Source organism: Nocardioides sp. Root240 (assembly GCF_001428825.1).
In the GTDB taxonomy this organism is placed as follows: Bacteria; Actinomycetota; Actinomycetes; order Propionibacteriales; family Nocardioidaceae; genus Nocardioides.
The window spans coordinates 93,050-119,316 of record NZ_LMIT01000012.1; the positions used below are offsets into that span (position 1 = coordinate 93,050).

Below are 26,267 nucleotides of genomic sequence, written 5' to 3' on the forward strand. Positions count from 1 at the left end.
CCGGAGAAACAAACAGTCAAGCCTGTCTGTAAATGGTCCTAGCGGACGAGACCGGTCCGGGTGACCGTGACGACCCGCGTCACGTAGCCGGGGCGGGTGAGGGTGATCCGCACCGCGACCCGCCTGCCGCGGTCGGCCTTCACGAGGCGGTACGACGACGAGGTCGCGCCCCGGACCGGGCTGCCGTCGCGGAGCCAGCGGTAGCTCCGGTACGCACCCGGCGTGGTCGCCGGCGGGACGGCCACGAGGCGGCTGCCCACCCGGAGGGTGCCCCGCACGACGGCGGTCGAGCCGAGGCGGAGGACGCCGCGGGCCACGACGTCGGTGGCCGAGGCGAACGCGGAGGTCGAGGTGTGGCCGGGCTTGCTCGCCGTGATCCGGACCGTGACCAGCTTGCCGACGTCGGCGGCCCGCGGCCGGTACGTCGTACCGGTCGCGCCGGGGATCGCGATCCCCGCGCTGCGCCACTGGTAGGTGAGGCTCGCCCCGCTCGGGAACCAGGTGGACTGCGGGACCGAGAGCGTCGCGTCGACCCGCGGCACGCCGCGGACCGTCGGCAGGACGAGGTTGACCATCGCCTTCGGGTCGAGCGCCCGGTCGACCGTCGTCTGCTCCCCGATGGTGACGACCTGCGCGGCGACCTCCTGCGTGCGGAGGTCGGGGTGGGTGAAGCTGAGCGCGTAGGTGCCGGCGGGCAGCTGCAACGCGTAGTGACCCGAGGCGTCGGTCGTGGCCGTGCGGAGGCTGGTCCAGCCGTTGCCCTGGGTTGCCGTGACGGATGCCAGGCCGGCTCCGGAGCCGTCGACAGCCTGGGTCACGCGGCCCGCGACCACACCCCAGGGCGCGAGCTCGGGGTCGATGCCGCTGACCGTCGAGGGAGCGCCCACGGCGAGCGGGGTGGCGGTCGCGACGGACTTCTGGCCGTTCCACCAGCCCTCGCGCTTGGCGGTCCGGTCGAGGAAGTGCAGGCGGTAGCCGGGCGCCGTGGGAAGTCCGCCGACCCTGTAGCGGCCCTGGTCGTCGGCGCCGCCGATCGCGACCCGGTGGAAGCCGCTCGCCATCGTGGCGTCGGGCAGCCAGGCCTCGACGAGCACGTCGTGGGCCTCGGTGATCCCCGGGAGGGTGCCGGTCACCGCGCCGCCGTGCTCGAGCACGGCGTCGACCGTGGTGACGGCGTCCGCCGTGACCGTGACCTTCGCCGAACCCTCGCGGGTCGGGGAGTCCTGCCACCACTCGGGTGCCCAGTCGCCGCGGACGGCCGGCGCGAAGAGCAGCCAGTACTCCCCGACCGGCAGGCTGATGTCGAAGCTGCCGTCGGCGTCGGCCTCGAAGACGTCGCACTCGATGTCGCACGGGACGTACGAGATGTCGCCGGTGACGGGGGTGTCCGGGTCAACCGGCACCACCCACACCCCGATGCCCGAGAGCCCGTGACCGTCACCGGTCACCGTGCCCTGGATGCCCTGGGTCACGGCCGCACGAGCCGTGCCCGCGGGCGCCACCACGACGAGCGCCGCGACCAGCAGGCCGCCCAGCCACCGCGCCACCGAGCGCGCAGGAAACACTGCCATCTCTCCCCCAACCCGAGTCGGCGCCTCCCGCGCCACCGGCAGGCTAACCCGGCGCCCGCGGATTTCTCCCGCCATCGAGCAACCTCGGTGGCTCCCGAACGTCTTGAATGGTGACAGGCCACGACGGGCACGGGAGGTGGGGCGATGACGCTGGGCCGCGACGACCTCGCCCGCCTGTACGACGAGCACCGGCTCGCGCTCGTCCGGCTGGCCCTGCTCCTGGTCGACGACCTGCCGACCGCCGAGGACGTGGTCCACGACGCCTTCGCCCGGGCGCTCGGTCGCGTCGTGCCGCCGGAGGCCGCGGCGGCGTACCTCCGGACGGCGGTGGTCAACGGCGCCCGTTCGACGCTGCGGCGTCGTCGTACCGCCCGCGGGTACGTCGCCCCGCGCGACCTCGACTCCGATCCGGCCGACCTCGCCGTGCTCGCCGAGGAGCACCGCGAGGTGCTGGTCGCGCTGCGGACCCTGCCGCGGCGCCAGCACGAGGTGCTGGTGCTGCGGTACTACGGCGGGTTGAGCGAGGCCGAGATCGCGGCCGCCACCGGCATCTCCCGCGGCGCTGTGAAGTCGACCGCCCACCGCGCACTGGCCGCGCTCGAACGTGCCCTGATGACCCAGCAGACCGAGGAGGTGGCTCCGTGACCCCTGTCGAGGAACGCCGGGTCGAGGAGCGTCTGGTCGCCGCACTGGACGCGCGCGCCGGGCAGGTCACGGCCACGTCGCTGGCCCCCGCCGCCCTGCCCTCGCACCGCCCCCGGTCCGTCGCACCCTGGCTGGCCGCGGCGGCCGTGCTGCTCGTCGTCGCCGGCATCGCGCTCGCCGTACGACCGGACCGGTCGGCCTCCCCCGACCCGATGCCCACTCCCCTCCCGACGCCTGCGCCGACGCTGGCCGAGCTGCCCGCGCTGGAGCCGCTGCACCCGGCGATGGCGAAGGAGAAGTGGTACGACGTCGGCGAGGTCTACAGCCCGAACGGCCGCGACACCCTCCCCACGGTCGACCTCCAGGAGGACGCGAACGGCTCGATCGTCCTGTTCTGGGGCCTGTCGGGCGTCGGCGCCTCCGTGACCCTCGGGCACGACGACGGGGTCACCGAACGCTGGCGGCTGCTCGGCGCGACGACGCGCGACGGCGGCTTCGGCGGCGGCTTCCTGGTCGTCCACGAGGAGCACCAGCTGACCTCGGGCCTGCTCAACCTGGTGCCCACCGGCTACCGCTGGGTGGTCCACTCGGCGGCCAGGGACCGCCTGGAGCTCGTCGTGCTCAGGACACCCCGGGACCGGACCTTCGGCCCTGACAACCTCTGGCTCGACCGCGCCGGCGACGTGATGACCTGGGAGAGCCTGGACACGCGACCCGACACCCGCACGAGACAGCAGGTGCGGGTGTTCCAGTGGCACGTCGAAGGCCGCCGCGCGGTCCCGACCGAGCTCGGTACGTACTGCGTCCGACCGGTCACACCGAAGGACGCGATGGACACGGTGCGGCTGCCGCGACCCTGCTGACCTGCTTCCGCCGGCCACGCCCTCGCGGATACCAGCAGCACGAGCAGGTCCCAGCACCACGGCCAGAGGTTTCGAGGCTCGTCGCTGGCGCTCCTCGCACCTCAACCACCNNAGCAGGCTCGTCGCTGGCGCTCCTCGCACCTCAACCACCGAGGCACGACCCGGTCCCGCTCAGTCGATCCGCGCCGTGAGCGGCAGCCGCCCCCGCGCGCACGCCCCGACCACCAGCGCGGTCAGCACCGGCAGCCCGATCACGACCGCCGCGATCAGCAGCCACGGGATGTCGAGCGCGCTCGTTCCGCTCGAGAAGTCCTGGGTCAGCGGTCGGCTGACCGCGATGCCCGGGATGAAGCCGACGGGTGCGCCGAGGAGGGCACCGACCAGCCCGACCACGGCGGCGTACGACGCCGCGACACTGCGGCGGGTGCGCGGGCGCGCGCCGACGGCCGCCATGGTGGCGAGGTCGGGGCGGGCGTCGGAGAGCGCGAGGAAGGTCGCGGTCAGCGTGCCGCCGAGCATCAGGATCCCGCCGAGGGCGGCGAGGACGTACTGGATGACCTTCACGGCCGGGTCGGTCTGGTAGCCGCGCTCGACGTAGAGGTACGGCGCCGCGGGCAGCGCCGCGAGGCCCTCCTCCATGTCCTTCTGCTCGGCCCGGCTGATCGGAGCGTGCAGCAGCAGGCCGGTCGTGGTCTCGGTCCCGTTGATCTTCGCGAGCAGCGGGGGCGACAGGACGGCCATGGCGGGCGAGGTGCGGGTCACGGGGGCGAGGACCGCGGGGACCGTCGCAGAGCCGCGGGTCGTGGGCACCTCCGTGCCGTTGGTCCACTCGGTCAGCTCGACCGTGACCCGGTCGCCGTCGAGCTCGGTGGCGCGGATGCCGGCGCTGTCCTCGGAGTCCGGGTCGTGCAGGAGCACCACGCCGCCGTCGGCGAGCACCGCGTCGGCACGGGCCCGCTCGTCGTCCGTCATGGCGATGTAGTCGGGGACGACCGTCCCGACGGCGTACGGCGAGCCAATGCTGGACCAGTACGACAGCTCCAAGGGCTTCCCGCGCTGGCTGAAGCCGACGTCGTAGCCGCCCGTCGGCGAGTTGGACTGCAGGCCGCGGATCTCCTCGACCTGGTCGCCGGGCAGCGAGCGCGCGATCACGGCATCGATGGCGGCGAGGTCCGGCGCGGGGCTGCCGCCGAGCGCGACGCTGCCGTAGCCGTCGGCCAGCTGCGGGCTGTAGTGACGCAGGTTGTCGGCCTCCTGGCTGGAGAGCGAGATGCCCAGCGCGACGACGCCGGCGACCGTCGCACCGACCGCCGCCACGGCGGGAACCGTGCGCGTGCGGTGCCGGGCGGCGTCGCGGGCGGCGAAGCGCAGCGGCAGCGGGAGGCGTCCGGCCAGACGCGCGGTGAGGCTGACCGCGACCGGCACGAACAGGATCATGCCGAGCACGGAGATGATCGCGGAGCCCGCGACCAGCAGCGGCGCGGCACCTCCCGGGCGGCTGCCGTACGCCGCCGAGCCGATGCCGATCGCGAGCAGGACCACGCCGAGGACGGGTGAGCGGCGCGACGGCGAGCCCTCCCCGCGGCGGCCGGCGAGCACACTGACCACGTCCTGGCGCGAGGCCGAGAACGCCGGGACGACCGCGGCCAGGACGGCCGACAGGAAGCCGAAGAAGGCGATCGGCAGGAGCAGCAGCCAGGGGACCTCGAAGGGTCCGAAGCGGGTGCCGTTGAAGTGCTGGGCGATCGGGACGGCGACGGCGCCGCCGGCGATGCCGAGCGCGACGCCGAGCAGGCCGCCGACCGTACCGACGACGACCCCCGACGCCAGCACGGTACGACGCGCCTGGCGGGGGGTCCCGCCGGACGCGGCGACGAGGGCGAGCGTGTGCGCCTGTGCCTTGGCCCGGACGGCGAACGCCGGGCCGGCGAGGAGCACGACCTCGAGCAGGACCATCGCCACGACCGTGCCGAGGGCGGTGAGGGTGACCGCGTCCGTGCCGCCGTCGTCGACGACCAGCTCCGGCGGCAGCTCGGAGTCCGGCGGCGGGTCCGTGACGACCTGGCGCGAGGTGGCGACGAGGCCGGCGGCGTTGAGCGCCTTGACGTCGTCCCAGCTGACCGGGCCGCCGCCGACGAGCCAGCGCGCCGGGCTCTCCTCGGCGATGCCGAAGGTGCCGGGCGGACCGGCAGCCAGCTCGTAGCCCCTGCTCTCCGTCGACTCGACGATGCCGACGACGCGGACCGTGGCGTCCTGCTCACCCTCCGCCGTGGTGCGGTGGACGACGAGCTCGTCGCCGATGCCGGGGCCGCGGTCGGCCAGCGCCTGGTTGACGACGACCTCGCCGGGACCGGGTGGGTACTGGCCCTCGACCCTCTCGAAGAGCCCGTCACTGAGCGGGCTGGCGAGGTCGGTCTCGACCACGTCCGTGTCGCCACGCCCCTTCGCGGCGTCGAAGGACAGCGACGAGCGCAGGTACGGCACCATCGGCCGGTCGCCGATGGCCTTGCGCACGTCCTTCGCGGACTGCATCCGGTACGGCGTCTCCTCCGAGCCGCTGCCGGGCGTCAGGTAGTTGCCGCCCTCGAAGTCCTGGACCACGGTCGGCGTACCGGTGCCCTCGACCAGCGCGTCCGCGGAGCCCAGTTGCCGGTCCAGGCCCTCGACGCTCGTCACGTCCTGGGTCCGCCACACGATCGCGGCGGCCGTCACGGCCAGGACGGGCAGGCAGATCAGCACCAGCATCAGCACGGTCTGACCCTTGCGGCGCAGCGCCTCGCGGCGCGCGAGCCGGAGGGCGACCCTCCAGCCGCCTCGCGTCGTACCGCTCATCGGGCTGCGGGTTCGGTCAGCAGCTCGACCGGGTCGGCCCCGGTCTCGTCGATGACGACGCCGTCGCGCAGGAACACGACGCGGTCCGCCCAGGCAGCGTGCCGCGCCTCGTGGGTGACCAGCACGCCGGCGGCGCCGGCGTCGCACCGCGCCCGCAGCAGCCGCAGGATCTCCTCGCCCGTCTCGGTGTCGAGGGCGCCGGTCGGCTCGTCGGCGAGGATCAGTCGCCGCTCACCGACGACGGCGCGCGCGATCGCGACCCGCTGCTGCTGGCCGCCGGACATGTCGTCGGGGAACCGGTCCGCGAGCTCGCCGATGCCCACCTCGGCGAGCGCCCGGCGCGCATCCTCGCGGGCCTGCCGCGCCGGCACGCCGTCGAGCTCGCGCGGGAGGGCGACGTTCTCGGTGGCGGTCAGCGCGGGGATCAGGTTGAAGCCCTGGAAGACGTAGCCGATCGACGTACGACGCATCCGGGCGCGCCCGTCGAGGCTGAGCCGGTCGAGGTCGGTGCCCTCGACCGTCACCATGCCGGACGTCGGCCGGTCCAGCCCGCCCGCGAGGGTGAGCAGGGTCGACTTGCCGGACCCGGACGGGCCCATCACCGCGACCAGCTCGCCCGGGTACGCCGCGAACGAGATCGAGCGCAGCGCGTGCACCTCGTTGGCTCCGGACCCATGGACCCGGCTCACGTCGGTCAGGCGGAGGACCGCCTCGCGCGCGCTCATCGGGCGCCCGCCTCGTCGGCGGCGGGAGCGTGGTCCGTCAGGGCGCGGGTACGACGCAGCCGGTCGCGCGCGTCGGCGAGCCAGCGCCGCTCCGCCCGGTTGAGCCGGCGGGCCTGGTCCAGCAGTCCGGCGTTCATCGGGTGCTCCTCTCGGACGCGGGGGCCGCGGTCGGCGTACCCGCGGCGGGGCGCTCGATCGCCGCCCGTCGCAGCCGGGCCTCGCAGTGGTCGAGCCACCGGATCTCGGCCTCCGCCCCGAACACGAGCGAGTCGAGCACCAAGCTCCACGCGAGGTCGGAGGGCTCGGTCGGTACGTCGCGGCCGGCCTGCCGCTTGAGCCGGGTGTAGTCCTGCAGGGCCGCCATGGTGGCGCTGCGCTGCTGCTGGATGACGGTCCCGACGTCGACCCCGGGCACCGTCACCGCGAGTGCGAGCTTGATCGCCAGCTCGTCGCGCGGCGGCTGGTCGCGGGAGACCGGCGTCGTGAACCAGCTCGCCACCTCGTCGCGCCCGGCAGCGGTGATCTCGTAGATCACGTGCCCCTCGGCGTCCTCCCCCCGCGCCGCGGCGAGGCCGTCGCGCTCGAGCCGGGTCAACGTCGTGTAGACCTGCCCGACGTTGAGCGGCCAGGTGGTCCCGGTGCGCTGCTCGAACTCCACGCGCAGCTGGTAGCCGTACATCGGCTGCTGCTCGAGCAGGGCGAGCAGTGCGTGCTTCACGGACATGGGTGCCTCCGGGGAGAAAGGGGGGAAGTGCATACCGGGTATGGCTATGTATACCGGGTATGCGGTCACCTGTCGAGTGCTGCCACACTCCGGCCATGAGCAAGACGATCCTGATCACCGGCGCGTCCAGCGGTCTCGGCGCCGAGATGGCCCGGCAGTTCGCGGCGCGGGGCAACGACCTGGCCCTGGCGGCCCGTCGTACCGAACGGCTGGAGGAGCTGCGGGCCGAGATCCTCGCGGCCCACCCCGAGCGGCGGGTGGCGATCCGGGCGCTCGACGTCCAGGACCACGCCGCGGTGTTCACCGCCTTCGACGAGCTCAACGACGAGCTGGGCCGCATCGACCGGGTGGTCGTCAACGCCGGGCTCGGCAAGGGCGCGCGGCTCGGGACCGGCCGGTTCGACGCCAACCTCGAGACCGCGATGACCAACTTCGTCGGCGCGCTCGCGCAGACGGAGGCGGCGATGCAGATCTTCCGCGCGCAGGAGGCCGGGCACCTCGTGATGGTGTCGTCGATGTCGGCGCTGCGCGGGATGCCCGCCGCGATGACGACCTACGCCGCCACCAAGGCCGGCGTCGCGCACCTCGCCGAGGGCCTGCGCACCGAGCTGCACGGCACGCGGCTGCAGAAGAAGATCAAGGTGACCGTGCTCTACCCGGGCTACATCCGCTCGGAGATGAACGACAAGGTCGAGCAGTCCACGCCGCTCATGGCGTCCACCGAGAAGGGCGTGCGGGCGATGGTCGCGGCCATCGAGAAGGAGGTCGCCGACGCGCACGTGCCGCCGCTCCCCTGGGCCGCGATGGCGCCGGTCATGAAGCACGCGCCACTGGGGATCCTCAAGAAGCTCGTCTGAGCTCATCCGGGCTCATCCGAGACCGGCGTACGCCGGTCGGAGGTCCGGAACGTCCCCATGGGTCCTCCGACCGGCGCGCCAGGTCAACGAGCACCTGGCCTGCGGCGTCGCCCCGGGTGGTACCGATCGCTGAATGGGGGGTATCCGCGACCGGCCCACCACCACCCGGTGCGCCGTGCAGGCCGCTTGTCGTGCTCGGCCCGGGCACGACACTAGGGAGGGCTCCTTCACAGAGGCCGGAAGCGTCTGTGAAGGCGACCGCCGACGGCTACTGTGCCGCCATGCGCCGATCCGGGACGACGTTGGCCACGCTCCTGCTCCTGTGCGGGGCGGGGCTGAGCAGCTGCTCGAGCGACGGCGCGGAGAAGACCGCCGACAAGCCGGCCGACAAGCCCGCTGGGCTCCCGTCGGTCCTCCCCACCGACGACCCGTGCCAGTGGTTCAGCACGGACGAGGCGACCGACGCACTGACCGATGCCGGCGCCCCCGCCTCCGGCGACGCGATCAAGGCCACCCCGGACCCGCTCGGACCCAGCGACGACCGCGCGGAGTGCTGGTACTTCGGCGACTCCGGCGACGGGGGACGACTGACGCTCTCCCTGATCAACTCGGCCGACGGCGCGGACAACTGGCGCACGTCGATCGAGGACCTGCGGCAGGCCGAGGGCGGCACCATCGCCGACGACAGCATGGGCTTCCGCACCACGCTCGACGAGATCGGCGGCCTGCCCGCCCTGGTGCGGACCGCCCTCGACGGTCACGGGGACTGCGAGGCCTACGTCCCGACCGGTGAGGACGCCTTCCTGGCCGTCGACCTCGGCGTCCCCGGCGACGACACGCCGGCGGAGTGCGATGCGGTCCGCAGGACGACGTCGACGGTCCTCGACCGGCTCAGGGGCTGACCGGCTCGACCGGGGTCCTCGCCGAGGCCGGTACGACGAGCTCCAGCTCCATCCCGGCCAGCGCGTGCGACAGCCCGCGCCGGCTCCGGCTCCGCAGCACGGCCACCGCCGAGACCAGCGCGAACGCTCCCAGCACGGGGACGGTCCAGCCACCCGGGATCGCGGCGAGCGCCAGGAACGGCCCGATGCCGGTGAGCAGCTTGACCACGCGGGCGACCGGGGCCGGGACGCGACCCGCGACCGCACGCACCGCCACCACCCACTCCCCGACCGTGCGGCCGGCGAGCAGCACCGCCAGCACCTCGAGCGCGCCCGGGACGCCCCACTGCAGGATCCGTTGCGGTGTGGCCTGCAGGTCCTCGTACGAGGTCTCGAGCAGGTAGAGGTGCACGCCACGGTAGGCCACGACCAGCGCTGCCCCGAGCAGCACCACGAAGAGCACGTCGCAGGTCATCCCGACGAAGCGACGCCCGGCGGTCAGCGACGTCGGCCAGACGACCTCGGGCCGCTGCCGTCGTACGAACACCGCGGCGACGAGCGACCCCGCCGTCGCACCGAGGGTGTTGATGATCAGGTCGTCGACGTCGAAGAGGCGGTAGGCACAGTCGTAGAGATGCCACACGCCGGTCGCCTGCGTCGTCTCGATGAGCAGCGAGGTGGCGAGTCCGAGGAGGGTCGCAACCACGACGCCGCGGCGCAGCACCTGGCGGACGTAGTAGCCGAGCGGCACGAAGAGCAGCACGTTGAGCGCGACCTGCAGGAACGCGGGGTCGCGCACCAGCGCCGCCATCCCGTCGCGGGTCCCGGCATCGCGCCACGCGATCGCGCCGATGGTCTCGAGCGGCGTCGTCTGCCGCCCGGCACAGACGAAGTCGCCGTCGACGGGCATCGGCAGCAGCGTGTACGTCCACAGCGCCAGTCCGTAGACCGCGCCCGAGAGCAGGATCGCCAGGTCGCGCGCCTCGAGCCGGCCGTCGCGGCGGTACTGGACCGCCGCCACGGGCAGCAGCAGCACGACGGCGACCCCGGTGCCGAGGACCGTCGCGATGACGCCGTTGAGGAGCTGGTCGGACACGTCAGCGGTAGGTGACCAGCTCGCGCGGCAGGTGCGGGTGCTCGTTGAAGGTCAGCAGCCGCGCGCCGGTCGCGCCGACGATCACCCGGGTGACCGACGTGTTCGCGATGACGGTGTTGAAGCGGGCCCAGACCGGGCCGATCTCCCCGCCCTCAGGTACGACGAGCGCGGCCGCGAGCGCCGCGATGACCCCGCCCGAGGTGACCACCACGGCGGGCCCGGGCAGGGTGGACGCGGCGGTGAGGGCGCGGCGGGCGCGCGCGACGAAGGCGTCGTACGGCTCGGGGTAGCCGGCGTTCACGTCGGCGGTCGTCCAGTGCCCGGTGGCGACCTCGAAGTGCTCCTGGAAGGCACGGCGGTCGACGCCGTGATCCATCACGACGCCGGTCAGCTCCGCGTGCCGGGCGAGCACCGCGAGGTGGTCGAACTCGGCCCAGTCCTGGTCGACACCGACCTGGTCGACACCGACCTCGTCGACACCCGCGGCGGGTGTGGCGGTGAGACCGGACGCGATCGCCTCCCAGGTCTCGCGGTGCCGGCGCATCCCGCCGTGGACGACCGACCCGGGCACCGGGCCGTGCTCGGCGAGCCAGCGGCCGAGCACCCGACCCTGCTCCCAGCCGGTCGCGGACAGCACGTCGTAGTCGTCGGACCCGAAGGAGGCCTGTCCGTGCCGGACCAGGAGGAGGACACCCATCAGCGGGTCCCGGACAGGATCCGGCGGCAGCGCGCCTCGAAGCCCGCGACGGCCGGACCGAAGGCGGCGTAGGCCTCGTTGGTGGTCTGGCCGTGGAAGTAGCGGTACCAGATCTGCTGGGCGATCACCGCGAACCGGAACAGCCCGAACACCTCGTAGAAGCGCCACTCCTCGGCGGTCAGCGAGCGGCCGCTGCGGGCGAGGTAGGCGTCGATGACCTGCTGGCGCGTCCACATGCCCGGGTCGGCGGTCGGCTGGCGACGGGTGAGCCGGAAGAAGTCGTCGTCGTCGGCCTGCACCCAGTAGGCCAGCGCGCAGCCGAGGTCCATCAACGGGTCGCCGACGGTCGCCAGCTCCCAGTCGAGGACGCCGACTATCTCGATCCGCGTCGGGTCGCTGAGCAGTTCTGGCGCGAGGACCATGTTGTCGAGGCGGTAGTCGTTGTGGATCATCGCCTGCGCGACGTCGGCCGGCTGGTTGTCCTGGAGCCATGAGGTGATGTCGGACCAGTCGCCGGTGTCGTCGGTGCGCGCGTTGGCGAGGCGCTGGATCCAGCCGCCGACCTGGCGCGCGACGTAGCCCTCGCCCTTGTTGAGGGCGGCCAGGCCGGGGACGGCGGCCACATCGATCGAGTGCAGGGCGACGAGCGTGTCGACGGCCGCGTCGCAGAGCCGGCCGGCCTGGTCGGCGCTGACGGGGAAGCCGAACTCGCTGCGCGGGATCAGCCCGTCGAGCCGCTCCATGACGTAGAGCTCGCTGCCGATCGGGCTGTCGTCCTCGGTGCAGTACGCGACCATCGTCGGCACCTGCGGGAAGACCGGCGCGAGCGCGCTCTGGATCCGGAACTCCCGGCCCATGTCGTGCGCTCCCCTGGCCTTGGTGCCGGCCGGCGGCCTCCTCAGGATGAGGTCGGGGCCCTCCGCCATCCGCAGGAGGTAGGTCAGGTTCGAGGCGCCGCCGGGGAACTGGCGCACCTCGGCGACCGGGCCGCGGCCGAGCCAGGCGGCGACCGCGTCGACGTCGAAGGCGTCCTCGCTGCGGACCGGACGGGACTCGTCGCCTGCGGTCACTGGCCCGCCTCCGCGACCTGGTCGAGCTTGCGGGCCTGCGCGCGCATCACGGCGTCGTACGACGCCCGGTCGGACTGCTTGAGCTGCCAGGCGCCACGCGCCGCGTCGTCGGGGATGATCAGCTCGGTGCCGGCGTCGATCGCGTCGAGCACCGCGGTCGCGATGTCGTCGGCGCTGATCGGGCTGTCCTCGACGAGCCGGGCCATCACGTGCTGCAGCGCCGCGTCGCGCCCCTCGACGCCGGCCATCAGGTTGGTCCGGAAGTACGACGGGCACACGACGTGCGCCGTCACGCCGTGGGCCGCCAGCTCGTGCCCGGTGGTCTCGGTCAGTGCGACGACCGCGGCCTTGGTGGCGTTGTAGCCGGCCATGCCGGCGGGGTGCACGAGGCCGGCGAGCGAGGCGACGTTGACGACCCGGCCGCTCCCCTGCTGTTTGAACAGCGGCGTGAAGGTCGCGGTGCCGCGCACGGCGCCGAGCAGGTTGATGTCGACCAGCCGCTGCCACTCATCGATGCCGGAGACGTCGAGCCGGCCGCCGCCGGCGATGCCGGCGTTGTTGACGAGCACGTCGAGCCCGCCCCACGTCCGATCGACGTGCTGCCGGGCAGCCGCCCAGTCCGCGTCGCTGGTGATGTCGAGGTGCAACTCGCCGGCCGACTCGTCGGCGGCGCGGTCGGTGCGGAGCACCTGCGCGCCACGGGCCTCCCAGGCACGGGCGAGGGCGGCGCCGAGGCCGGAGGAGGCACCGGTGATGAGGACGCGGAGCGGCTGGTCGGTCACCCGGCCGACACTATCGACACCACCCGGGCGCGCCGGACCGGATCGCTCCACCGGCGGCCCGCCCGGCTGATCCGGTACGCCGACACGGCGCCCAGCGCCGCGGCCAGGACCAGCAGCAGGTCGGTCCGCCCGGCCTCGGCCAGCCCGCCGAGCAGGACGCCGGTGACCGTGGTCGCGACGGCGAGCCGCAGCGAGTACCCGACCATCACCAGTGGCGGCGCCGGCGTGGCCCGGGCGGAGCGCAGGTCGACGGCGTGCGGGTGGGCGGCGGACCAGCGCAGCCCGGCGGAGACGGCCTGGCCGACCACCACCCCCAGGGCGAGCACGACGGCCAGCAGCTCCGCCGCGGTCGGCCGGCCCGCCCGGACCGCGCCCAGCAGCAGGGTCACCGCGCCGGCTCCGAGCAGCAGCTCCGCGAGCACCCACGTCCGGGCGGCCACCACGGTGCGGGGCGGGACCGGGAGGGTCTCGCGCCAGAGCAGCCCGCGGCCGTCGAGGCACCAGAGGTTCACGCCGAACAGGAGCACGCAGCCGGAGGCCACCAGGCCCGGCATCAGCACCAACGCAGACCACGACAGGCCGCCGGCCAGTGCGATCGAGCCGGGTGCGAGCGCGAGCAACCAGGTCCCCCTCCGCAGTGGGACGCTGCGCCAGACCGAGCCGCGGTCGATGCGCCGGAGCACGGCGAGGTCGCTGCGCGGCGTCGTGCGCAGGGCGTAGGTCCGCGACTCGAGCCGGCCCTCGTCGCGCGGCACCAGCCGCGACGTGGCGAGGGCGGCCCGCGCCCCCAGGACCACCAGCCCGACCGCCAGGGCGAGCAGCGCGGCCGCCGTCGCGAGGAGGGAGAGAGGACCACCGGTACGGACGATCCGCCCCACCACCGCCGCGACCGGTGCGGCGAGGAGACCGACGACGACGGGCAGCACGAACCGCCCGAGCGCCCAGCCCGGACCCCTGCGCCGCAGCCACTCCGCCGTCCAGCCGACCGCCTGCGCCAGCGCGGTCGCCATCAGCACCCATGCCACCGCGATGCCCTGCGCCCGGACGCCGGAGAGGGCCGCGACCAGGCCGAGCAGCGCCCAGGCCTGGATCAGCCAGCCCGCACTCAGCGGCGCCAGCACCAGCGCACCGAGGTGGTCGCTCACCGGGCTGATCGGGTGCACCGCCGCGGCGTCACGTCCGATCAGCTCCCGCCCGCCGCCACCGGCCGCGGCCGCACCGACCGCCACGCCGGCCAGTCCCGGCGCGAGCATCCGCCCGAGGTCCGCGTCGACCCGCATCCCGGCGGGCAGCACTGCCGCGAGAACGGTGACCACGCCGATCGCCGCGAGGGCGGAGCCGGCCGCGCGGCGGCGCCGTACCGTCGCGGCGCGGAAGGCGAGCAGGTGGCGGACGTCGCGGAGCGCCCGCCGCCACTGGCCTCGAGCACCCGACCGGCTCCTGTGTCCCGCGCTCACCACGTGATCGCTCCTCCGGTGGACGTCAGGATCGCGAGCGCAGCGCGCTCAACCAGCAAGCAGGGCGCGATAGGCACGGGCACCCTCGTCGCCGGCCATGAAGCCGGACGAGATGGTGGCCATGCGCGAACCCCCGCGCAGCACCGCCACCTCGGAGCAGACCTCGACGGCGAGGTCGCGCAGGTGGGTCGAGACGAGGACGGCGGCGCCGCGGGCGCGGGCGTCCTCGATCACGTCGAAGGTGGCCTCGACGCCGACCGGGTCGACGCCGTCGAAGGGCTCGTCCAGCAGCAGCACGTCGGGCTCGTGGAGCGCGGCGAGGACGACGCTGAGGCGCCGGGACATGCCGTGGCTGAAGCCCGAGGTCACCCGGTGGGCGACGTCGCCGAGGTCGAAGCGCTCGAGCAGGCGGCGGCCGCGGCCCTCCCAGTCGGCGAGGTCGCGCAGCCGGGCACTGAGCTGCAGGTGCTCCCACGGCGTGGCGCGGGGCACCAACCCACCCACGTCGGGGCAGTAGCCCACGACACGCTTCGCCTCGAGCGTGGCCTCGCGGACGTCGTACCCGCCGACCAGGGCCGACCCCGCCGACGGCGGTACGACGCCGGCGAGCACCCGCATCGTCGTCGACTTGCCCGCGCCGTTGCGCCCCAGGAGCGCGACGGCCTGGCCCTGCTCGACCCGCAGGTCCACGCCTGTCACGGCCTCGACCGCACCGAACTCCACGCGCAGCGCGTCCACCAGGACCCCGCGGAACAACGCCCTCCCCGTCATCCCTCCATCCTCGCGAGGCCGAGGGGCACGGAAAAAGGACCGGGCCGGCACGTTCGGGTAGTCCGAACGTGCCGGCCCGGTCAGCCGATCAGGTGGTGCAGGTCAGGCCGACCGATCAGGCCGACCGATCAGGCCGACGGATCAGGCGGGGAAGCCCTTGCCCGACGCGGCCAGCTCGCGCAGCCACGGGGTGGGCTGGAAGCGCTCGCCGTACTTCGCCGCGAGCTCGTCGGCACGGGCGATGAAGGCGTCGAGCCCGATCTCGCCGGTGGCCTTGTTCTCGTAGCCGGTCATGAACTGCGCGGCACCACCGGTGTTCGGCGGGAAGCCGATGCCCATGATGGAGCCGATGTTGGCGGCGGCCGCCGAGGTGATGACGCCCTCCTCGAAGGTCTTCGCGGTCTCGAGCGCCTCGGCGAAGAGCATCCGGTCCCGGATGTCCTGGATCGGCGGCTGCTCCTCGGCCACGGGGAACAGCTCGGCGAGACCGGCCCAGATGGAGCCGCGCTTGCCGTCCTCGTAGTCGTAGAAGCCCGCGCCGCGCAGGCGACCGGCACGGCCGGCCTCCAGCATCTTGCCGACGACGGCCTGGCCCGGGTGGACCGGCATGTCGGGGTTGGCGTCGGTGGTCGCCTTGGCGATCTTGGCCATCAGCTCGAGGTTCAGCTCGTCGGAGAGCTGGAGCACCGGAGCCGGGTAGCCGGCCGAGGTGGTGGCCCGCTCGATGGAGTACGGCGCCACGCCCTCCGCGAGCATCGCCATGCCCTCGTTGACCATGAAGCCGATGACGCGCGAGGTGTAGAAGCCGCGGCTGTCGTTGACCACGATCGGCGTCTTGCGGATCAGCTGGACGACGTCGTAGGCCTTGGCCAGCGCCTCGTCGGAGGTCTCCTTGCCGGCGATGATCTCGACGAGCGGCATCTTGTCGACCGGCGAGAAGAAGTGCAGGCCGACGAACCGCGGACGGTCGGCGTCGTTCTCCAGGCCCGCGGCGAGCTCGGTGATCGGCAGCGTCGAGGTGTTCGAGCACAGCAGCGCGTCGGGCGCGAGGTGCGGCAGGATCTCGGCGAAGACCTTGGCCTTGAGGGCCGGGTCCTCGAAGACGGCCTCGATGACGAGGTCGGCGCCGGCAGCGGCAGCCGGGTCCGCGGTCGCGGTGATCCGGCCGAGCAGCTCGGCCTTCTTCTCGTCGGTCGACTTGCCGCGGCTGATCGCCTTGTCGAGCAGGCCCTCGGAGTAGGACTTGCCCTTCTCGGCGGCCTCGACGGAGATGTCCTTGAGGACGACCTCGACACCGGACTTGGCCAGGACGTAGGCGATGCCCGCACCCATCATGCCGGCGCCCAGGACGACGGCCTTCTTCGCCTTGTAGGGCTCGATGCCCTGCGGGCGCAGCGAGCCGGAGTTGATCGCCTGGAGGTCGAAGAAGAACGCCTGGATCATGTTCTTCGAGCTCTGGTTGACGACCAGGTTGGCGAGGTAGCGCGACTCGATCCGCGAGGCGGTGTCGAAGTCGACGAGCGCACCCTCGACGGCGGCCGAGAGGATGGCGCGCGGCGCCGGGTAGTCGGCACCCTTGAGCTGCTTGCGGAGCAGGGCCGGGAAGGCCGGGAGGAAGCCGGCGAGCGCGGGGCTCTTCGGCGAGCCACCGGGCATCTTGTAGCCGGGGGCGTCCCACGGCGACAGGGCGGCGTCCGGGTTGGCCTTGATCCACGCCTTCGCGGCGGGGACCAGCTCGTCCTGGGTGGCGACGAGCTCGTCGACCACACCCTTCTTGAGCGCGGTCTCCGGGTTGAACTGGGTGCCCTGGAGCAGCACGTCCATCAGCGCGGTCTGCAGGCCCCACTTGCGCACGGCGCGGGTGACGCCGCCGCCGCCGGGGAGCAGGCCCAGGGTCGCCTCGGGGAGGCCGACCTTGATCTTCGGGTCGTTGACCAGGATGCGGTGCTGGGTGGCGAGGGTGATCTCGTAGCCACCGCCGAGCGCGGCGCCGTTGATGGCGGACACGACCGGCTTCGGGAACAGCTCCAGCTTGCGCAGGGCCTGCTTGATGCCCTCGCACTGGGCGAACACGTCGCCCGCGTTCTCCTTGGTGGTCTGGACCATCAGCTTGAGGTCGCCGCCGGCGAAGAAGGTCTTCTTGGCGGAGGTGATGATGACACCGGTGATGTCGTCCTGCTCGGCGTAGAGGCGCTCCACCGCGGCCGCCATGGACTCGCGGTAGAGCTCGTTCATGGTGTTCGCGCTCTGGTTGGGGTCGTCGAGCGTGAGGGTGACGATTCCGTCGGCGTCGCGGTCGTAGCGCACCGCGGTCTGCGTGTCAGTGCTCATGTCTTCTTTCGGTTCCTGGAGTTCGAGAAGGGCGGGACGGAGCTCAGACGAGCTCGACGATCGTGGCGATGCCCATGCCGCCGCCGACGCAGAGCGTGGCGAGGCCGCGGCGCAGGTCGCGCCGCTCGAGCTCGTCGATCAGCGTGCCGAGGATGATCGCGCCGGTCGCACCCAGCGGGTGGCCCATCGCGATCGCGCCGCCGTTGACGTTGGTGACCGAGTCGTCGATGCCCATGTCGCGCATGAACCGCATCGCGACGGCGGCGAACGCCTCGTTGATCTCGAACAGGTCGATGTCGCCGACCTCGAGGCCGGCCTTGGCCAGCGCCTTGCGGGCGGCCGGGGCCGGACCGGTGAGCATGATGATCGGGTCGGCGCCGGAGACGGCGGTGGCGACGATCTTCGCGCGCGGGGTCAGGCCGAGGTCCTGGCCGACCTGCTCGTTGCCGATCAGGGTCAGCGCGGAGCCGTCCACGATGCCGGAGCTGTTGCCGGCGTGGTGGACGTGGTTGATCTTCTCGAGCCAGTGGTACTTCTCGAGGGCGACGTCGTCGAAGCCGGCGTCGGCACCGAGCTGCGCGAACGACGGCTTGAGGCCGGCGAGGCCCTCCACCGAGGTGTCCGGGCGGACCGTCTCGTCGCGGTCGAGCACGACCAGGCCGTTGATGTCCTTGACGGGCACGACGGGGCGGTCGTAGTAGCCGTTGGCCCACGCCTTGGCGGCGCGGTGGTGCGACTGGGCGGCGTAGGCGTCGACGTCCTCGCGGCTCCAGCCCTCGATGGTCGCGATCAGGTCGGCGCCGATGCCCTGCGGCACGAAGCCCGCCTTGAACGCGGTGGCCGGGTCGGACGCCCAGGCGCCACCGTCGGAGCCCATGGCCACGCGGCTCATCGACTCGACACCACCGGCGATGATCAGGTCCTCGAAGCCACCGCGGACGCGGCTGGCGGCCTGATTGACGGCCTCGAGACCGGACGCGCAGAAGCGGTTGAGCTGGACACCGGCGACGGTGTCGGGGAGACCGGCGGCGATGGCAGCGGTCTTGGCGATGTCGCCACCCTGGTCGCCCACGGGCGAGACGACGCCGAGCACCACGTCGTCGACGCGGTTCGGGTCGAGGCCCGGGTTGCGCTCCTGGAGCGCGTCCAGCAGGCCGACGACGAGGTCGACCGGCTTCGACTCGTGGAGCGAGCCGTTGGCCTTGCCCCGGCCGCGCGGAGTGCGGAGGTGGTCGTACACGAATGCTTCTGCCATGACCGTCCTTGTTTTCTTGCCTGGTTCGTTTGGCGTGGTGGTGGGGTGGTCCCCACGAACGATTGTGACACCATTACTGTCAAGGTCAAGGGCTGGCCCCCTCCCCGAGACGTGACGCAGGTCATTCAGGACGTCGGTGCGCGTCACGACGGCGAAACACCGACGACCCATCCGCTTCCTACGCTTCCGACGGTGTCGAGCCCGCCCCCGCACCGCAGCGGACCCCGCCTGCAGGACCGCTCTGTGTTCGACGGCCTCGACCGCAGGTCGGTCGGCTACGGCGACCTGGTGGCGCACTCCGTCGCGGTGATCTGCCCGTCGGCGAGCGCACTGAGCACGGCCTTCTCCCTGCACCGCGTCGTCGGCCCGGGCGCCTGGCTGAGCGTGCTGATCGGGGTCGGGCTGTGCTGGGTCCTCGCGGCCGCCTTCGGCGAGTTCGCCTCGCGGTTCACCGCCACCGGCTCGCTCTACACCTACGCCGCCAAGGGTCTCGGCCCGACCGCGGGTCTGGTGGTCGGCTGCGCGCTGCTGCTCGGGTACCTCTCCCTGGTCGACTACGGCCTCGCCGACGCGAGCAACCAGGTGGGCCGCGCCGCCGTCGCGTTCGGGGGCGCCCAGCCGTCGGCACCGGTGCTCGCCCTCCTCGTCGTCCTCGGCGCCGGGGTGTGCCTGCTCGTCCTGTGGCGCGGCATCCGCTGGTCGAGCCGGTTCGCGTTCTCGGCCGAGGCCGTCGCGCTCGCGACCCTGCTCGTCGTGCTGGCCACGATCGCCGCCCGGCACGGCGTCGACCTGCCGGCCGCCCTCTCGCTCGAGGGCGCCGAACCGGGCAAGGTGCTGCGCGGCGCGGCGATGGTGATGACCGTGGTGATCGGGTTCGAGTCCTGCGCCGCGCTGGCCGTGGAGGCCGAGCAGCCGTTCCGGTCGGTGCCCCGGGCGATGCGGACGAGCGTGCTGATCACCGGCGGCCTGCTCCTGGGCTCGACGCTGGTCGCGGGGCCGATCGCCGACCACCGGCTGCGCGGGCGCTGGTTCGCCCCCGGCGAGGTCGTGTCCTTCCCCGACGGCCTGGTGCTGCTCGCCATCGCCCTGTCGTACGTCGCCCTGGCGGTCTGCGCCTGGACGGCCCTCAGCCGCCTGGTCTTCGCCTTCGCCCGCGAGGGCATCCTCCCGGCCGTGCTCGGCCGGACCGGCCGCCGCAGCGCCATCCCCGGCGCGGCCCTGGTCGCGACTCTGCCCGTCGTGCTGGCTCCCCCGCTCGTCGCGCTGGCCCGCGGGGACGCACCCGGCGCCGCGTCGTACGACATGCTCGTGTGGGCGACGGTCATCTTGATGACGGCGTACGGGATCACCGCGCTGGCGGTGGTGCCGTTCACCCACCGCCTCGGCGAGTTCACCGCCCGCACCACGACCCTCGCCTGCACCGGGGTCGTGGGCACGGCGGTGCTGACGTGGGTCGACCTGCGCACCAACTTCGCGCAGGGCGACCACGACGTGCTGACGGTCCTGGCGGCGGTCGCCGTCGCCGGGCTGTGCTGGCGCGCCGTCCTCGCCCGCCGGGACGCCGTGAGCGGCATCGGCCTGCACGAGGCACCGCTGCGCTCCGAGGTGCTCGTGCCCGGCGAGCCGCCCGGCGGCGAGCAGCGTGGCTGACGACGCGGGCTTCCGGGCCCGCCAGCCGGCCGCGGTCGACAGCGCCTTCGCGGTCCTCGAGGCCGTCGCCGGGCACGGCCCCGGCATCACGAGCAAGCAGCTGGTCGACGCCCTGCCGATGTCGAAGGCGACGGTCTACCGGATCGTGAAGCACCTCGTCGAGCAGGAGTACCTGGTCCGCACCCCCGACCTGGCGGGCTTCATGCTCGGGCGCCGGGTGCTCGACCTGGCGCGCGGACCGGTGCTCCCGCAGACGGTCGAGAGCCAGTCTCATTTGGGGGCGCCAGAACGTCACTCCTGATCGCCGGGACCGGAAACACCCGCTTCCTAGCGTGCTCCTGTCGCTCGGGCGACGAGAGATCCCAACAGTCAGGAGAGTCGAGTGCGCCCCCTTTTGCACCCCGCTCCGCAGCTGGCCCGGTCACCCCGTCTCGTCCTCGCCGCCGTCCTGGCGCTGGGGATCGTGGCGGTGGCCCTGGCCCTGCGGATGTGGCAGCCCAGTCCCGTCGCGGCCGAGCAGTCCGTGTCCTCCGAGATCGACACCGTCGACGACCTGTCGGCCGGCAAGCCCGCGTCGCTGGGCAAGCCCCGCGACCCGCTCAGCATCGAGGAGCTCGGGTACGCCGAGGCGCTGGCCGCCCGGGCACTGCCCGCCTCGGCGCGCACCCTCGCCGGTGAGCCCGGCGCCGAGCTGCTGTCGGTCGACCTCGCGTCGCTCGACCCGGACACCACCACCCGGCCGGTCACCGTCACCTACTACGACTACGCCGCGGACGAGGTGCTCGCGGTCCGGGTCGAGCTCTACTCCGGGCAGGTGAAGGGCACCGACGAGGCCAAGGGCCTGCAGCCCGCGCCGGCCCCGTCCGAGGCGTACGCCGCCACGAAGCTGCTCATCGAGTCCTCCGACGGCCGCAAGCTCGGCACGGAGTACACCGCCATGACCGGCCACGCCATCACGGCGGACGACCTGATCGTCACCGGCGGCAGCTACTACTCGACGTCGGTCACCCGGGCCGACGACGCGTGCGGCCGCCACCGCTGTGTCGAGCTCCAGGTGCAGGAGCCGTCCGGCACGTACCTGTCCACCGCCGACTACGTCGTCGACCTCTCCGCGCAGAAGGTCATCGTCCTGGTCGAGCGCGACATCGAGTCGTCCCTGGGAGGAAGCTGACATGGACATCTCCGTCCGTCACCCCCGTACCGGCCGGGCCCGCCGGGCCCTGACCGCCCTCGCCACCCTGGCCTCCGGAGCGGCGACGCTCGTGGCCGTCACGACCGCGGCGCCCGCCGGCGCCGTACCTGTCGCGCAGGAGCCGGTCGCCACCCCGGCCGCCTGCTCCCAGCAGGGCTCCATCGTCCGGACCCTCGAGAACGGCACCTCCTGGTCGATGTGCTGGAACATCGACAGCAAGAAGGGCCTGGTGATCGAGGCCTTGTCGGTCAAGGCGCCCGGTGACACCGGCTACCGCCGCGTGCTCGACTCGCTGTCGCTGGCCCAGCTCAACGTGCCCTACGACTCCGGCCAGCACCAGTGGAACGACATCACGTCGTACGGCTTCGGCAACCAGTACCTCCAGAAGCTCGACGAGTCGGAGTGCCCCGACGGCGAGCTGATCGACGTCGAGCAGGTCTGGCTGCAGCGCAGCGGGACCACCAACAAGTACGTCGAGCGGACCATCCCCGCGATCTGCGTCCAGGAGGTCGCGACCGGCCTGTCCTACCGCTCCCACGAGCAGGACTGGGGCTCGATCGACGACAAGCTGCTCTTCACCGACCAGGGCTCCGAGCTCGTGGTGTCGACGGTCTCGAAGGTGGACTGGTACGAGTACCAGAGCCAGTACCGGATGACCGACAACGGCACGATCACCGCTCGGCTCGGCGCGACCGGTGACATCTCGCCGGAGGACTTCGCCGACCCGGCGTACGGCTGGCCGGTCGGGGCGGGCAGCACGGACCACGCCACGTCGCACCACCACAACGCCTTCTGGCGGGTCGACTTCGGCATCGACGGCGCGTCCAGCCAGAAGGTGCGGATGATCGACAGCGAGGTGACCGGCGCCGGCACGCGGGGTCCGGTGCTCACGTCGACGATCACGCCGGTCGACACGGCCCGCACCCTGGAGATGAGGAAGCGGCGGATCTACAACGTCTACGCGCCGTCGAGCCTCAACGACGACCAGCACCCCCGCGGCTACGAGATCGAGTTCGAGGAGAACGACCCGTACGAGGGCAACGCGGAGACCACCCCCGAGGTGACCTTCACGCAGTACAACGCCTGCCAGGAGTTCGCGACGCAGAACCAGAACCCCTCCTGCGCCCTGCAGGGCGTCCTCGACTACGCCGCCAGCGGTGCCAACCTCACCAACCCCGTCGCCTGGGTGAACGTCGGCTTCCACCACCTCGTCCGCGACGAGGACCAGAGCCCGATGCCCGTCCACTGGCAGGGCTTCGAGCTGGTCGCGCGTGACTTCTGGGCCCAGAACCCGCTCACCCCGAGCGCCCGCGACTGCGTGAACGGCAACCCCGGCGGCCAGGTCGACTCGACCACGGCCTGCGGTCACGCGACCGCCACCGGCCTCGCCCTCTCGGCGACCGGCCAGAAGGTCGGCACCACCGCGCCGGCGACAGCCACCGTGACGGTCACCCAGGCGTCGGCCGAGGGCAAGGTCCCGGAGGGAACGGTGTCCCTGGTCGACGGCGCCGACCTGGTCGCGAGCGGGCCGGTCGACGCGGAGGGCAAGGCCGCGCTGACCCTGCCGGCCACGCTGGCCGCGGGGGCGCACTCGCTGGTGGCGGTCTTCGCCCCGGCCGACGGGACCTCGTGGATGACCTCGTCCTCGGAGCCGGTCCCGTTCACCGTCACCCCGGCGGCCCCGGTGGCCAGCCGCACCACGGTGAAGCTGTCCCGCACGACGGTCACGACGGCGCAACGGGCCAGCGCCCGGGTCACCGTCACGTCGACGCCCACCGCCACCGGCAAGGTCACCGTGTACGCCGGCGGCAAGGCCGTCGGCACCGGGACCCTCGTGAAGGGCACGGTGAGCGTGACGCTGGCGAAGCTGCCGGCCGGGACCTACCGGGTCGTCGCGAAGTACGCCGGCAGTGCCGCCGTGAAGGCGAGCAGCTCGGCAGCGGTCACCCTCAAGGTGGTCCGTCCGTGAGAGCAGGGGCCGGTCCGGATCGCCGGACCGGCCCCGTCCTGCTCGGGCGGGGTGAGCGGGTGGCGCTGGCTGCTGCGCTGCTCGCCTTCGCTGCCGCGGTCGTGGTGCCGCGGGCGCTGCCGTGGCAGCGGATCACCGTCACGTCGGACTCGATGGCTCCGTGGCTCGAGCCCGGCGACTCCGTGTGGATGGACACCCGCACTGCGGGCGGCCAGGGCGTCGCCCGTGGAGACGTGGTGGTCTTCGCCGACCCCGGGGACTGGTCCGGTGCCGGTGCCCCACCCCTGCTGGTCAAGAGGGTGGTCGGCCTCCCGGGCGAGACGATCGCCTGCTGTGACGCGGCCGGCCGGGTGCTGGTCGGCGGGGAGCCGCTGGAGGAGGACTACCTCCCCGAGGGGACGCGCGGCAGCACCCTGGCCTTCGACGTCGTGGTCCCTGCCGGCGAGGTGTGGCTGATGGGCGACCACCGCACCAGCTCGCGGGACTCGCGCCTGCACGAGCTCGCCGGGAGCCACGGCTCGGTGCCGCTCACCGCGGTCGTCGGGACGGTCGCGGACCGTTCGTGACCACGGCGCAATGGTGCCGCCCACCCGATACTGACAGTGATACTGTCATGGTCATGACGGTCCCCGACGCGAGTGACCTGCTCACCCTCGAGCAGCTCACGGAGCGCACCGGGCTCACCGTCCGCACGGTCCGCTTCTACACCTCCCGCGGCCTGGTCCCGCCGCCCATCCGGCGCGGCCGCTCGGGCTACTACTCCGCCGAGCACATCGCGCGGATCGAGCTCGTCCTCGAACTGCAGAGCCACGGCTTCACGCTGTCCGCCATCGAGCGGTACGTCGCCGGGATCCCCGACGACGCGACCCCGGAGGAGATCGCGCTGGCCCGCACGATGCTCGCGCCGTGGCAGTCCGACCTGCCGGTCGAGATGGACCGGGTGGCCCTGGAGAAGAAGGCCGGCCGCGCCCTCACCGCCGACGACGTGGCCACGCTGCAGGCGCTGGGCGTGCTGCGGCTGCGCGGGTCGTCGTACCTCGTGGCGAGCAACCAGCTGGCCATCGGCATCCGGCTGCTCGAGCTCGGGTTCCCGCGCGAGGTGGCCGTCGCTGCCGCCGCGGTCTACCAGGAGCACGGCGAGCAGATGGCCAAGGAGCTCTACGAGGTCATCAACAGCCAGCTCGCCCCGCTCTACGACGACGCGGCGACCTCCGAGCACTTCCGCGAGATCATGGAGCGGCTCAAGCCGCTCTCCGTGGGTGGCCTGGTGACGGCGTACGAGTCCGCGGTGGCGCGGGCCGCGCGCAACCCCCGCCGTTCCTGACCTCCCGAATTGCGTCGCACCTGACGTCTCGGTCGCTCTTCACGCGGAAGTGCGACCGAGTCGTCAGGTGCGAGTCAGCACAAGTCAGCGGCGACCGGAGCTGAAGCTGCTGGCGGAGTGGCTGGAGCCGGAGCCGGAGCCGGAGCCCGCCGCACGGCTGCGCGAGCGGCTGCGGTTGCCGCCCGAGCGCTGGCCTGCCGGCTTCGCGGCACCCTGGCCGGAGCGAGCCTGGCCGCCGGAGCGCTGGCCGCCCTGGCCGCCCTGGCCCTTGGCCTGGCCGCCCTGGCCGCCGGACTTCTTGGCTGCCGGCTTCTTCGCGCCGCCGCCGCTACGACGACCGCCGCCACCGCCACCGTTGCCGCCCTGCGGCTGCGAGGGGCCGAGGTCGATGCCGCCGGGACGGCTGCGCTCACCGGGGGCGAGCTCGAGCAGGACCGGGTGGTGCGAGCCGGAGATCCGCGTCGTGGTCGGCTTGATGCCGGCCGCGCGGGTCAGGTCGCTGACGTCGCGACGCTGCTCGCTGGTCATCAGCGTGATCACGGTGCCGGCGGCACCCGCGCGGGCGGTACGGCCCGAGCGGTGCAGGTAGGCCTTGTGCTCGGCCGGCGGGTCGGCGTGGACGACGAGCGAGACGTCGTCGACGTGGATGCCGCGGGCGGCGATGTCGGTCGCGACGAGCGTCGTGGCGGCTCCGCTGTGGAAGGCCTCCATGTTGCGCGTGCGGGCGCCCTGGCTGAGGTTGCCGTGCAGGTCGACCGCCGGCACGCCGTTCTTGTTGAGCTGGCGGGCAAGCGCCTTGGCGCCGTGCTTGGTCCGGGTGAACACCACGGTCCGGCCGGGCGCGCTCACCAGGTCGAGGAGCACGGGGATGCGCTGCTCGCGCTCGACGTGCAGCACGTGGTGGTCCATCTTCGCGACGGGCGACTGGGCCGAGTCGGCCTCGTGGACGGCCGGGTTGGCGAGGAAGCGCTTGACCAGCACGTTGATCGCGCCGTCGAGCGTGGCGGAGAAGAGCATCCGCTGACCACCCTTGGGGGTCTGGTCCAGCAGGCGTCGTACGGCGGGCAGGAAGCCGAGGTCGGCCATGTGGTCGGCCTCGTCGAGCACGGTGACCTGGACGTCGGCGAGGCTGCAGTGACCCTGGCCGATCAGGTCCTCGAGCCGGCCGGGGCAGGCGATGAGGATGTCGACGCCGTTGCGCAGGGCGTTGACCTGCGGGCCCTGGCCGACACCGCCGAAGACGGTGGTGGTGCTCATGCCGGCGGCCTTGGCGAGCGGCGCGATGGTCGCGGCGATCTGCGAGGCGAGCTCACGGGTCGGCGCCAGCACCAGCGCGCGGGGGCGCTTGGGGGCCGGGCGGGTACGACCCTCGGCGAGCCGGGCCACGAGCGGGATCCCGAAGGCGTAGGTCTTGCCGGAGCCGGTGCGGCCGCGGCCGAGGACGTCGCGACCCTTGAGGGAGTCGGGCAGCGTCGCGGCCTGGATCGGCGTGGGGACGGTGATCTGGTCGGCCGTCAGGACGGCGACCAGGTCGGAGGGGACGCCGAGATCGGCGAACGTGGAAGACAAAGTGGT

Annotated in this window: 24 protein-coding genes; 10 read left to right on the forward strand and 14 right to left on the reverse strand. The window is 73.1% G+C overall.

All coding sequences use genetic code 11. From position 1 onward, the window contains the following. Positions 1-38 precede the first annotated feature (38 nt). On the reverse strand, positions 39-1,571 hold the full coding sequence (locus ASE20_RS16850; RefSeq protein WP_157538532.1) for a carboxypeptidase regulatory-like domain-containing protein: 1,533 nt from the start codon (positions 1,569-1,571) through the stop codon (positions 39-41). 144 nt (positions 1,572-1,715) lie between these two features. Between ASE20_RS16850 and ASE20_RS16855 the strand changes: the two genes are divergently transcribed. Both ASE20_RS16855 and ASE20_RS16860 read left to right on the forward strand, forming a co-directional pair. Further along, positions 1,716-2,216, forward strand: a complete 501-nt coding sequence (locus ASE20_RS16855; protein WP_056895742.1) for an RNA polymerase sigma factor — start codon at positions 1,716-1,718, stop codon at positions 2,214-2,216. Next, positions 2,213-3,079 carry a hypothetical protein gene (locus ASE20_RS16860; protein ID WP_056895743.1) on the forward strand — a complete coding sequence of 289 codons (867 nt, stop codon included), beginning with the start codon at positions 2,213-2,215 and terminating at the stop codon, positions 3,077-3,079. Before ASE20_RS16855 ends, ASE20_RS16860 begins: the two co-directional genes overlap by 4 nt. A gap of 171 nt (positions 3,080-3,250) precedes the next feature. Here ASE20_RS16860 and ASE20_RS16865 read toward each other — a convergent pair whose 3' ends face one another. The 4 genes from ASE20_RS16865 to ASE20_RS16875 are packed head-to-tail and all read right to left on the reverse strand — an operon-like array spanning position 3,251 to position 7,360. Further along, entirely contained in the window at positions 3,251-5,911 is a 2,661-nt protein-coding gene (locus tag ASE20_RS16865) for an ABC transporter permease (protein ID WP_056895744.1), read from the reverse strand. Then, the gene (locus ASE20_RS16870) at positions 5,908-6,636 is read right to left on the reverse strand and encodes an ABC transporter ATP-binding protein (protein ID WP_056895745.1); all 729 of its coding nucleotides are present in this window, start codon (positions 6,634-6,636) and stop codon (positions 5,908-5,910) included. Before ASE20_RS16870 ends, ASE20_RS16865 begins: the two co-directional genes overlap by 4 nt. Beyond that, entirely contained in the window at positions 6,633-6,773 is a 141-nt protein-coding gene (locus tag ASE20_RS24815; RefSeq protein ID WP_157538533.1) for a hypothetical protein, read from the reverse strand. Before ASE20_RS24815 ends, ASE20_RS16870 begins: the two co-directional genes overlap by 4 nt. Continuing rightward, positions 6,770-7,360 (reverse strand): PadR family transcriptional regulator, encoded by a 591-nt coding sequence (locus ASE20_RS16875; protein ID WP_056895746.1) that lies wholly within the window; start codon positions 7,358-7,360, stop codon positions 6,770-6,772. The genes ASE20_RS24815 and ASE20_RS16875 overlap by 4 nt, the downstream gene beginning before the upstream one ends. Before the next feature lie 95 nt (positions 7,361-7,455). Between ASE20_RS16875 and ASE20_RS16880 the strand changes: the two genes are divergently transcribed. Both ASE20_RS16880 and ASE20_RS16885 read left to right on the forward strand, forming a co-directional pair. Then, a complete protein-coding gene (locus tag ASE20_RS16880) occupies positions 7,456-8,217 on the forward strand; it encodes an SDR family oxidoreductase (RefSeq protein WP_056895747.1) in 762 nt (253 codons plus the stop codon). A 281-nt stretch (positions 8,218-8,498) separates the two neighbouring features. Beyond that, a complete protein-coding gene (locus ASE20_RS16885) occupies positions 8,499-9,119 on the forward strand; it encodes a DUF3558 family protein (protein WP_157538534.1) in 621 nt (206 codons plus the stop codon). On the opposite strand, the gene ASE20_RS16890 is transcribed toward ASE20_RS16885, so the two are convergent. The 8 genes from ASE20_RS16890 to ASE20_RS16925 all read right to left on the reverse strand — a co-directional run bounded on the left by ASE20_RS16890 (position 9,109) and on the right by ASE20_RS16925 (position 18,557). Continuing rightward, positions 9,109-10,194 (reverse strand): VanZ family protein, encoded by a 1,086-nt coding sequence (locus ASE20_RS16890; RefSeq protein ID WP_056895749.1) that lies wholly within the window; start codon positions 10,192-10,194, stop codon positions 9,109-9,111. The genes ASE20_RS16885 and ASE20_RS16890 overlap by 11 nt on opposite strands. A 1-nt stretch (position 10,195) precedes the next feature. Beyond that, positions 10,196-10,891: a histidine phosphatase family protein gene (locus tag ASE20_RS16895; RefSeq protein ID WP_056895750.1), complete on the reverse strand. Its 696-nt coding sequence runs from the start codon at positions 10,889-10,891 to the stop codon at positions 10,196-10,198. Next, positions 10,891-11,961 carry a phosphotransferase family protein gene (locus ASE20_RS16900; RefSeq protein ID WP_056895751.1) on the reverse strand — a complete coding sequence of 357 codons (1,071 nt, stop codon included), beginning with the start codon at positions 11,959-11,961 and terminating at the stop codon, positions 10,891-10,893. Before ASE20_RS16900 ends, ASE20_RS16895 begins: the two co-directional genes overlap by 1 nt. After that, complete coding sequence (locus ASE20_RS16905; protein WP_056895752.1) at positions 11,958-12,743, reverse strand: SDR family NAD(P)-dependent oxidoreductase; 786 nt, start codon at positions 12,741-12,743, stop codon at positions 11,958-11,960. Before ASE20_RS16905 ends, ASE20_RS16900 begins: the two co-directional genes overlap by 4 nt. Continuing rightward, positions 12,740-14,200 carry a hypothetical protein gene (locus tag ASE20_RS16910; RefSeq protein WP_157538535.1) on the reverse strand — a complete coding sequence of 487 codons (1,461 nt, stop codon included), beginning with the start codon at positions 14,198-14,200 and terminating at the stop codon, positions 12,740-12,742. The genes ASE20_RS16905 and ASE20_RS16910 overlap by 4 nt, the downstream gene beginning before the upstream one ends. 48 nt (positions 14,201-14,248) lie before the next feature. Next, a complete protein-coding gene (locus tag ASE20_RS16915; protein WP_056895754.1) occupies positions 14,249-14,971 on the reverse strand; it encodes an ABC transporter ATP-binding protein in 723 nt (240 codons plus the stop codon). Between the two features lie 141 nt (positions 14,972-15,112). Next, a complete protein-coding gene (locus ASE20_RS16920) occupies positions 15,113-17,302 on the reverse strand; it encodes a 3-hydroxyacyl-CoA dehydrogenase NAD-binding domain-containing protein (RefSeq protein ID WP_056895755.1) in 2,190 nt (729 codons plus the stop codon). A 43-nt stretch (positions 17,303-17,345) separates the two neighbouring features. After that, a complete protein-coding gene (locus ASE20_RS16925; RefSeq protein ID WP_056895756.1) occupies positions 17,346-18,557 on the reverse strand; it encodes an acetyl-CoA C-acetyltransferase in 1,212 nt (403 codons plus the stop codon). A gap of 192 nt (positions 18,558-18,749) precedes the next feature. Between ASE20_RS16925 and ASE20_RS16930 the strand changes: the two genes are divergently transcribed. The 6 genes from ASE20_RS16930 (at position 18,750) to ASE20_RS16955 (ending at position 24,692) form a co-directional block, all read left to right on the forward strand. Continuing rightward, positions 18,750-20,207 carry an APC family permease gene (locus ASE20_RS16930; protein ID WP_162261022.1) on the forward strand — a complete coding sequence of 486 codons (1,458 nt, stop codon included), beginning with the start codon at positions 18,750-18,752 and terminating at the stop codon, positions 20,205-20,207. Next, entirely contained in the window at positions 20,200-20,508 is a 309-nt protein-coding gene (locus ASE20_RS16935; RefSeq protein ID WP_056895758.1) for a MarR family transcriptional regulator, read from the forward strand. The genes ASE20_RS16930 and ASE20_RS16935 overlap by 8 nt, the downstream gene beginning before the upstream one ends. 81 nt (positions 20,509-20,589) lie before the next feature. After that, a complete protein-coding gene (locus ASE20_RS16940; protein WP_157538536.1) occupies positions 20,590-21,378 on the forward strand; it encodes a hypothetical protein in 789 nt (262 codons plus the stop codon). A gap of 1 nt (position 21,379) precedes the next feature. Continuing rightward, positions 21,380-23,368 carry an Ig-like domain repeat protein gene (locus tag ASE20_RS16945; RefSeq protein WP_056895760.1) on the forward strand — a complete coding sequence of 663 codons (1,989 nt, stop codon included), beginning with the start codon at positions 21,380-21,382 and terminating at the stop codon, positions 23,366-23,368. Beyond that, positions 23,365-23,934 (forward strand): signal peptidase I, encoded by a 570-nt coding sequence (gene lepB, locus ASE20_RS16950; RefSeq protein ID WP_082612512.1) that lies wholly within the window; start codon positions 23,365-23,367, stop codon positions 23,932-23,934. Before ASE20_RS16945 ends, lepB begins: the two co-directional genes overlap by 4 nt. Before the next feature lie 53 nt (positions 23,935-23,987). After that, positions 23,988-24,692 (forward strand): MerR family transcriptional regulator, encoded by a 705-nt coding sequence (locus ASE20_RS16955; protein WP_056895849.1) that lies wholly within the window; start codon positions 23,988-23,990, stop codon positions 24,690-24,692. Between the two features lie 84 nt (positions 24,693-24,776). Here the strand turns inward: ASE20_RS16955 and ASE20_RS16960 are convergent, their stop codons facing one another. Then, entirely contained in the window at positions 24,777-26,261 is a 1,485-nt protein-coding gene (locus tag ASE20_RS16960; RefSeq protein WP_056895762.1) for a DEAD/DEAH box helicase, read from the reverse strand. Positions 26,262-26,267 lie beyond the last annotated feature (6 nt).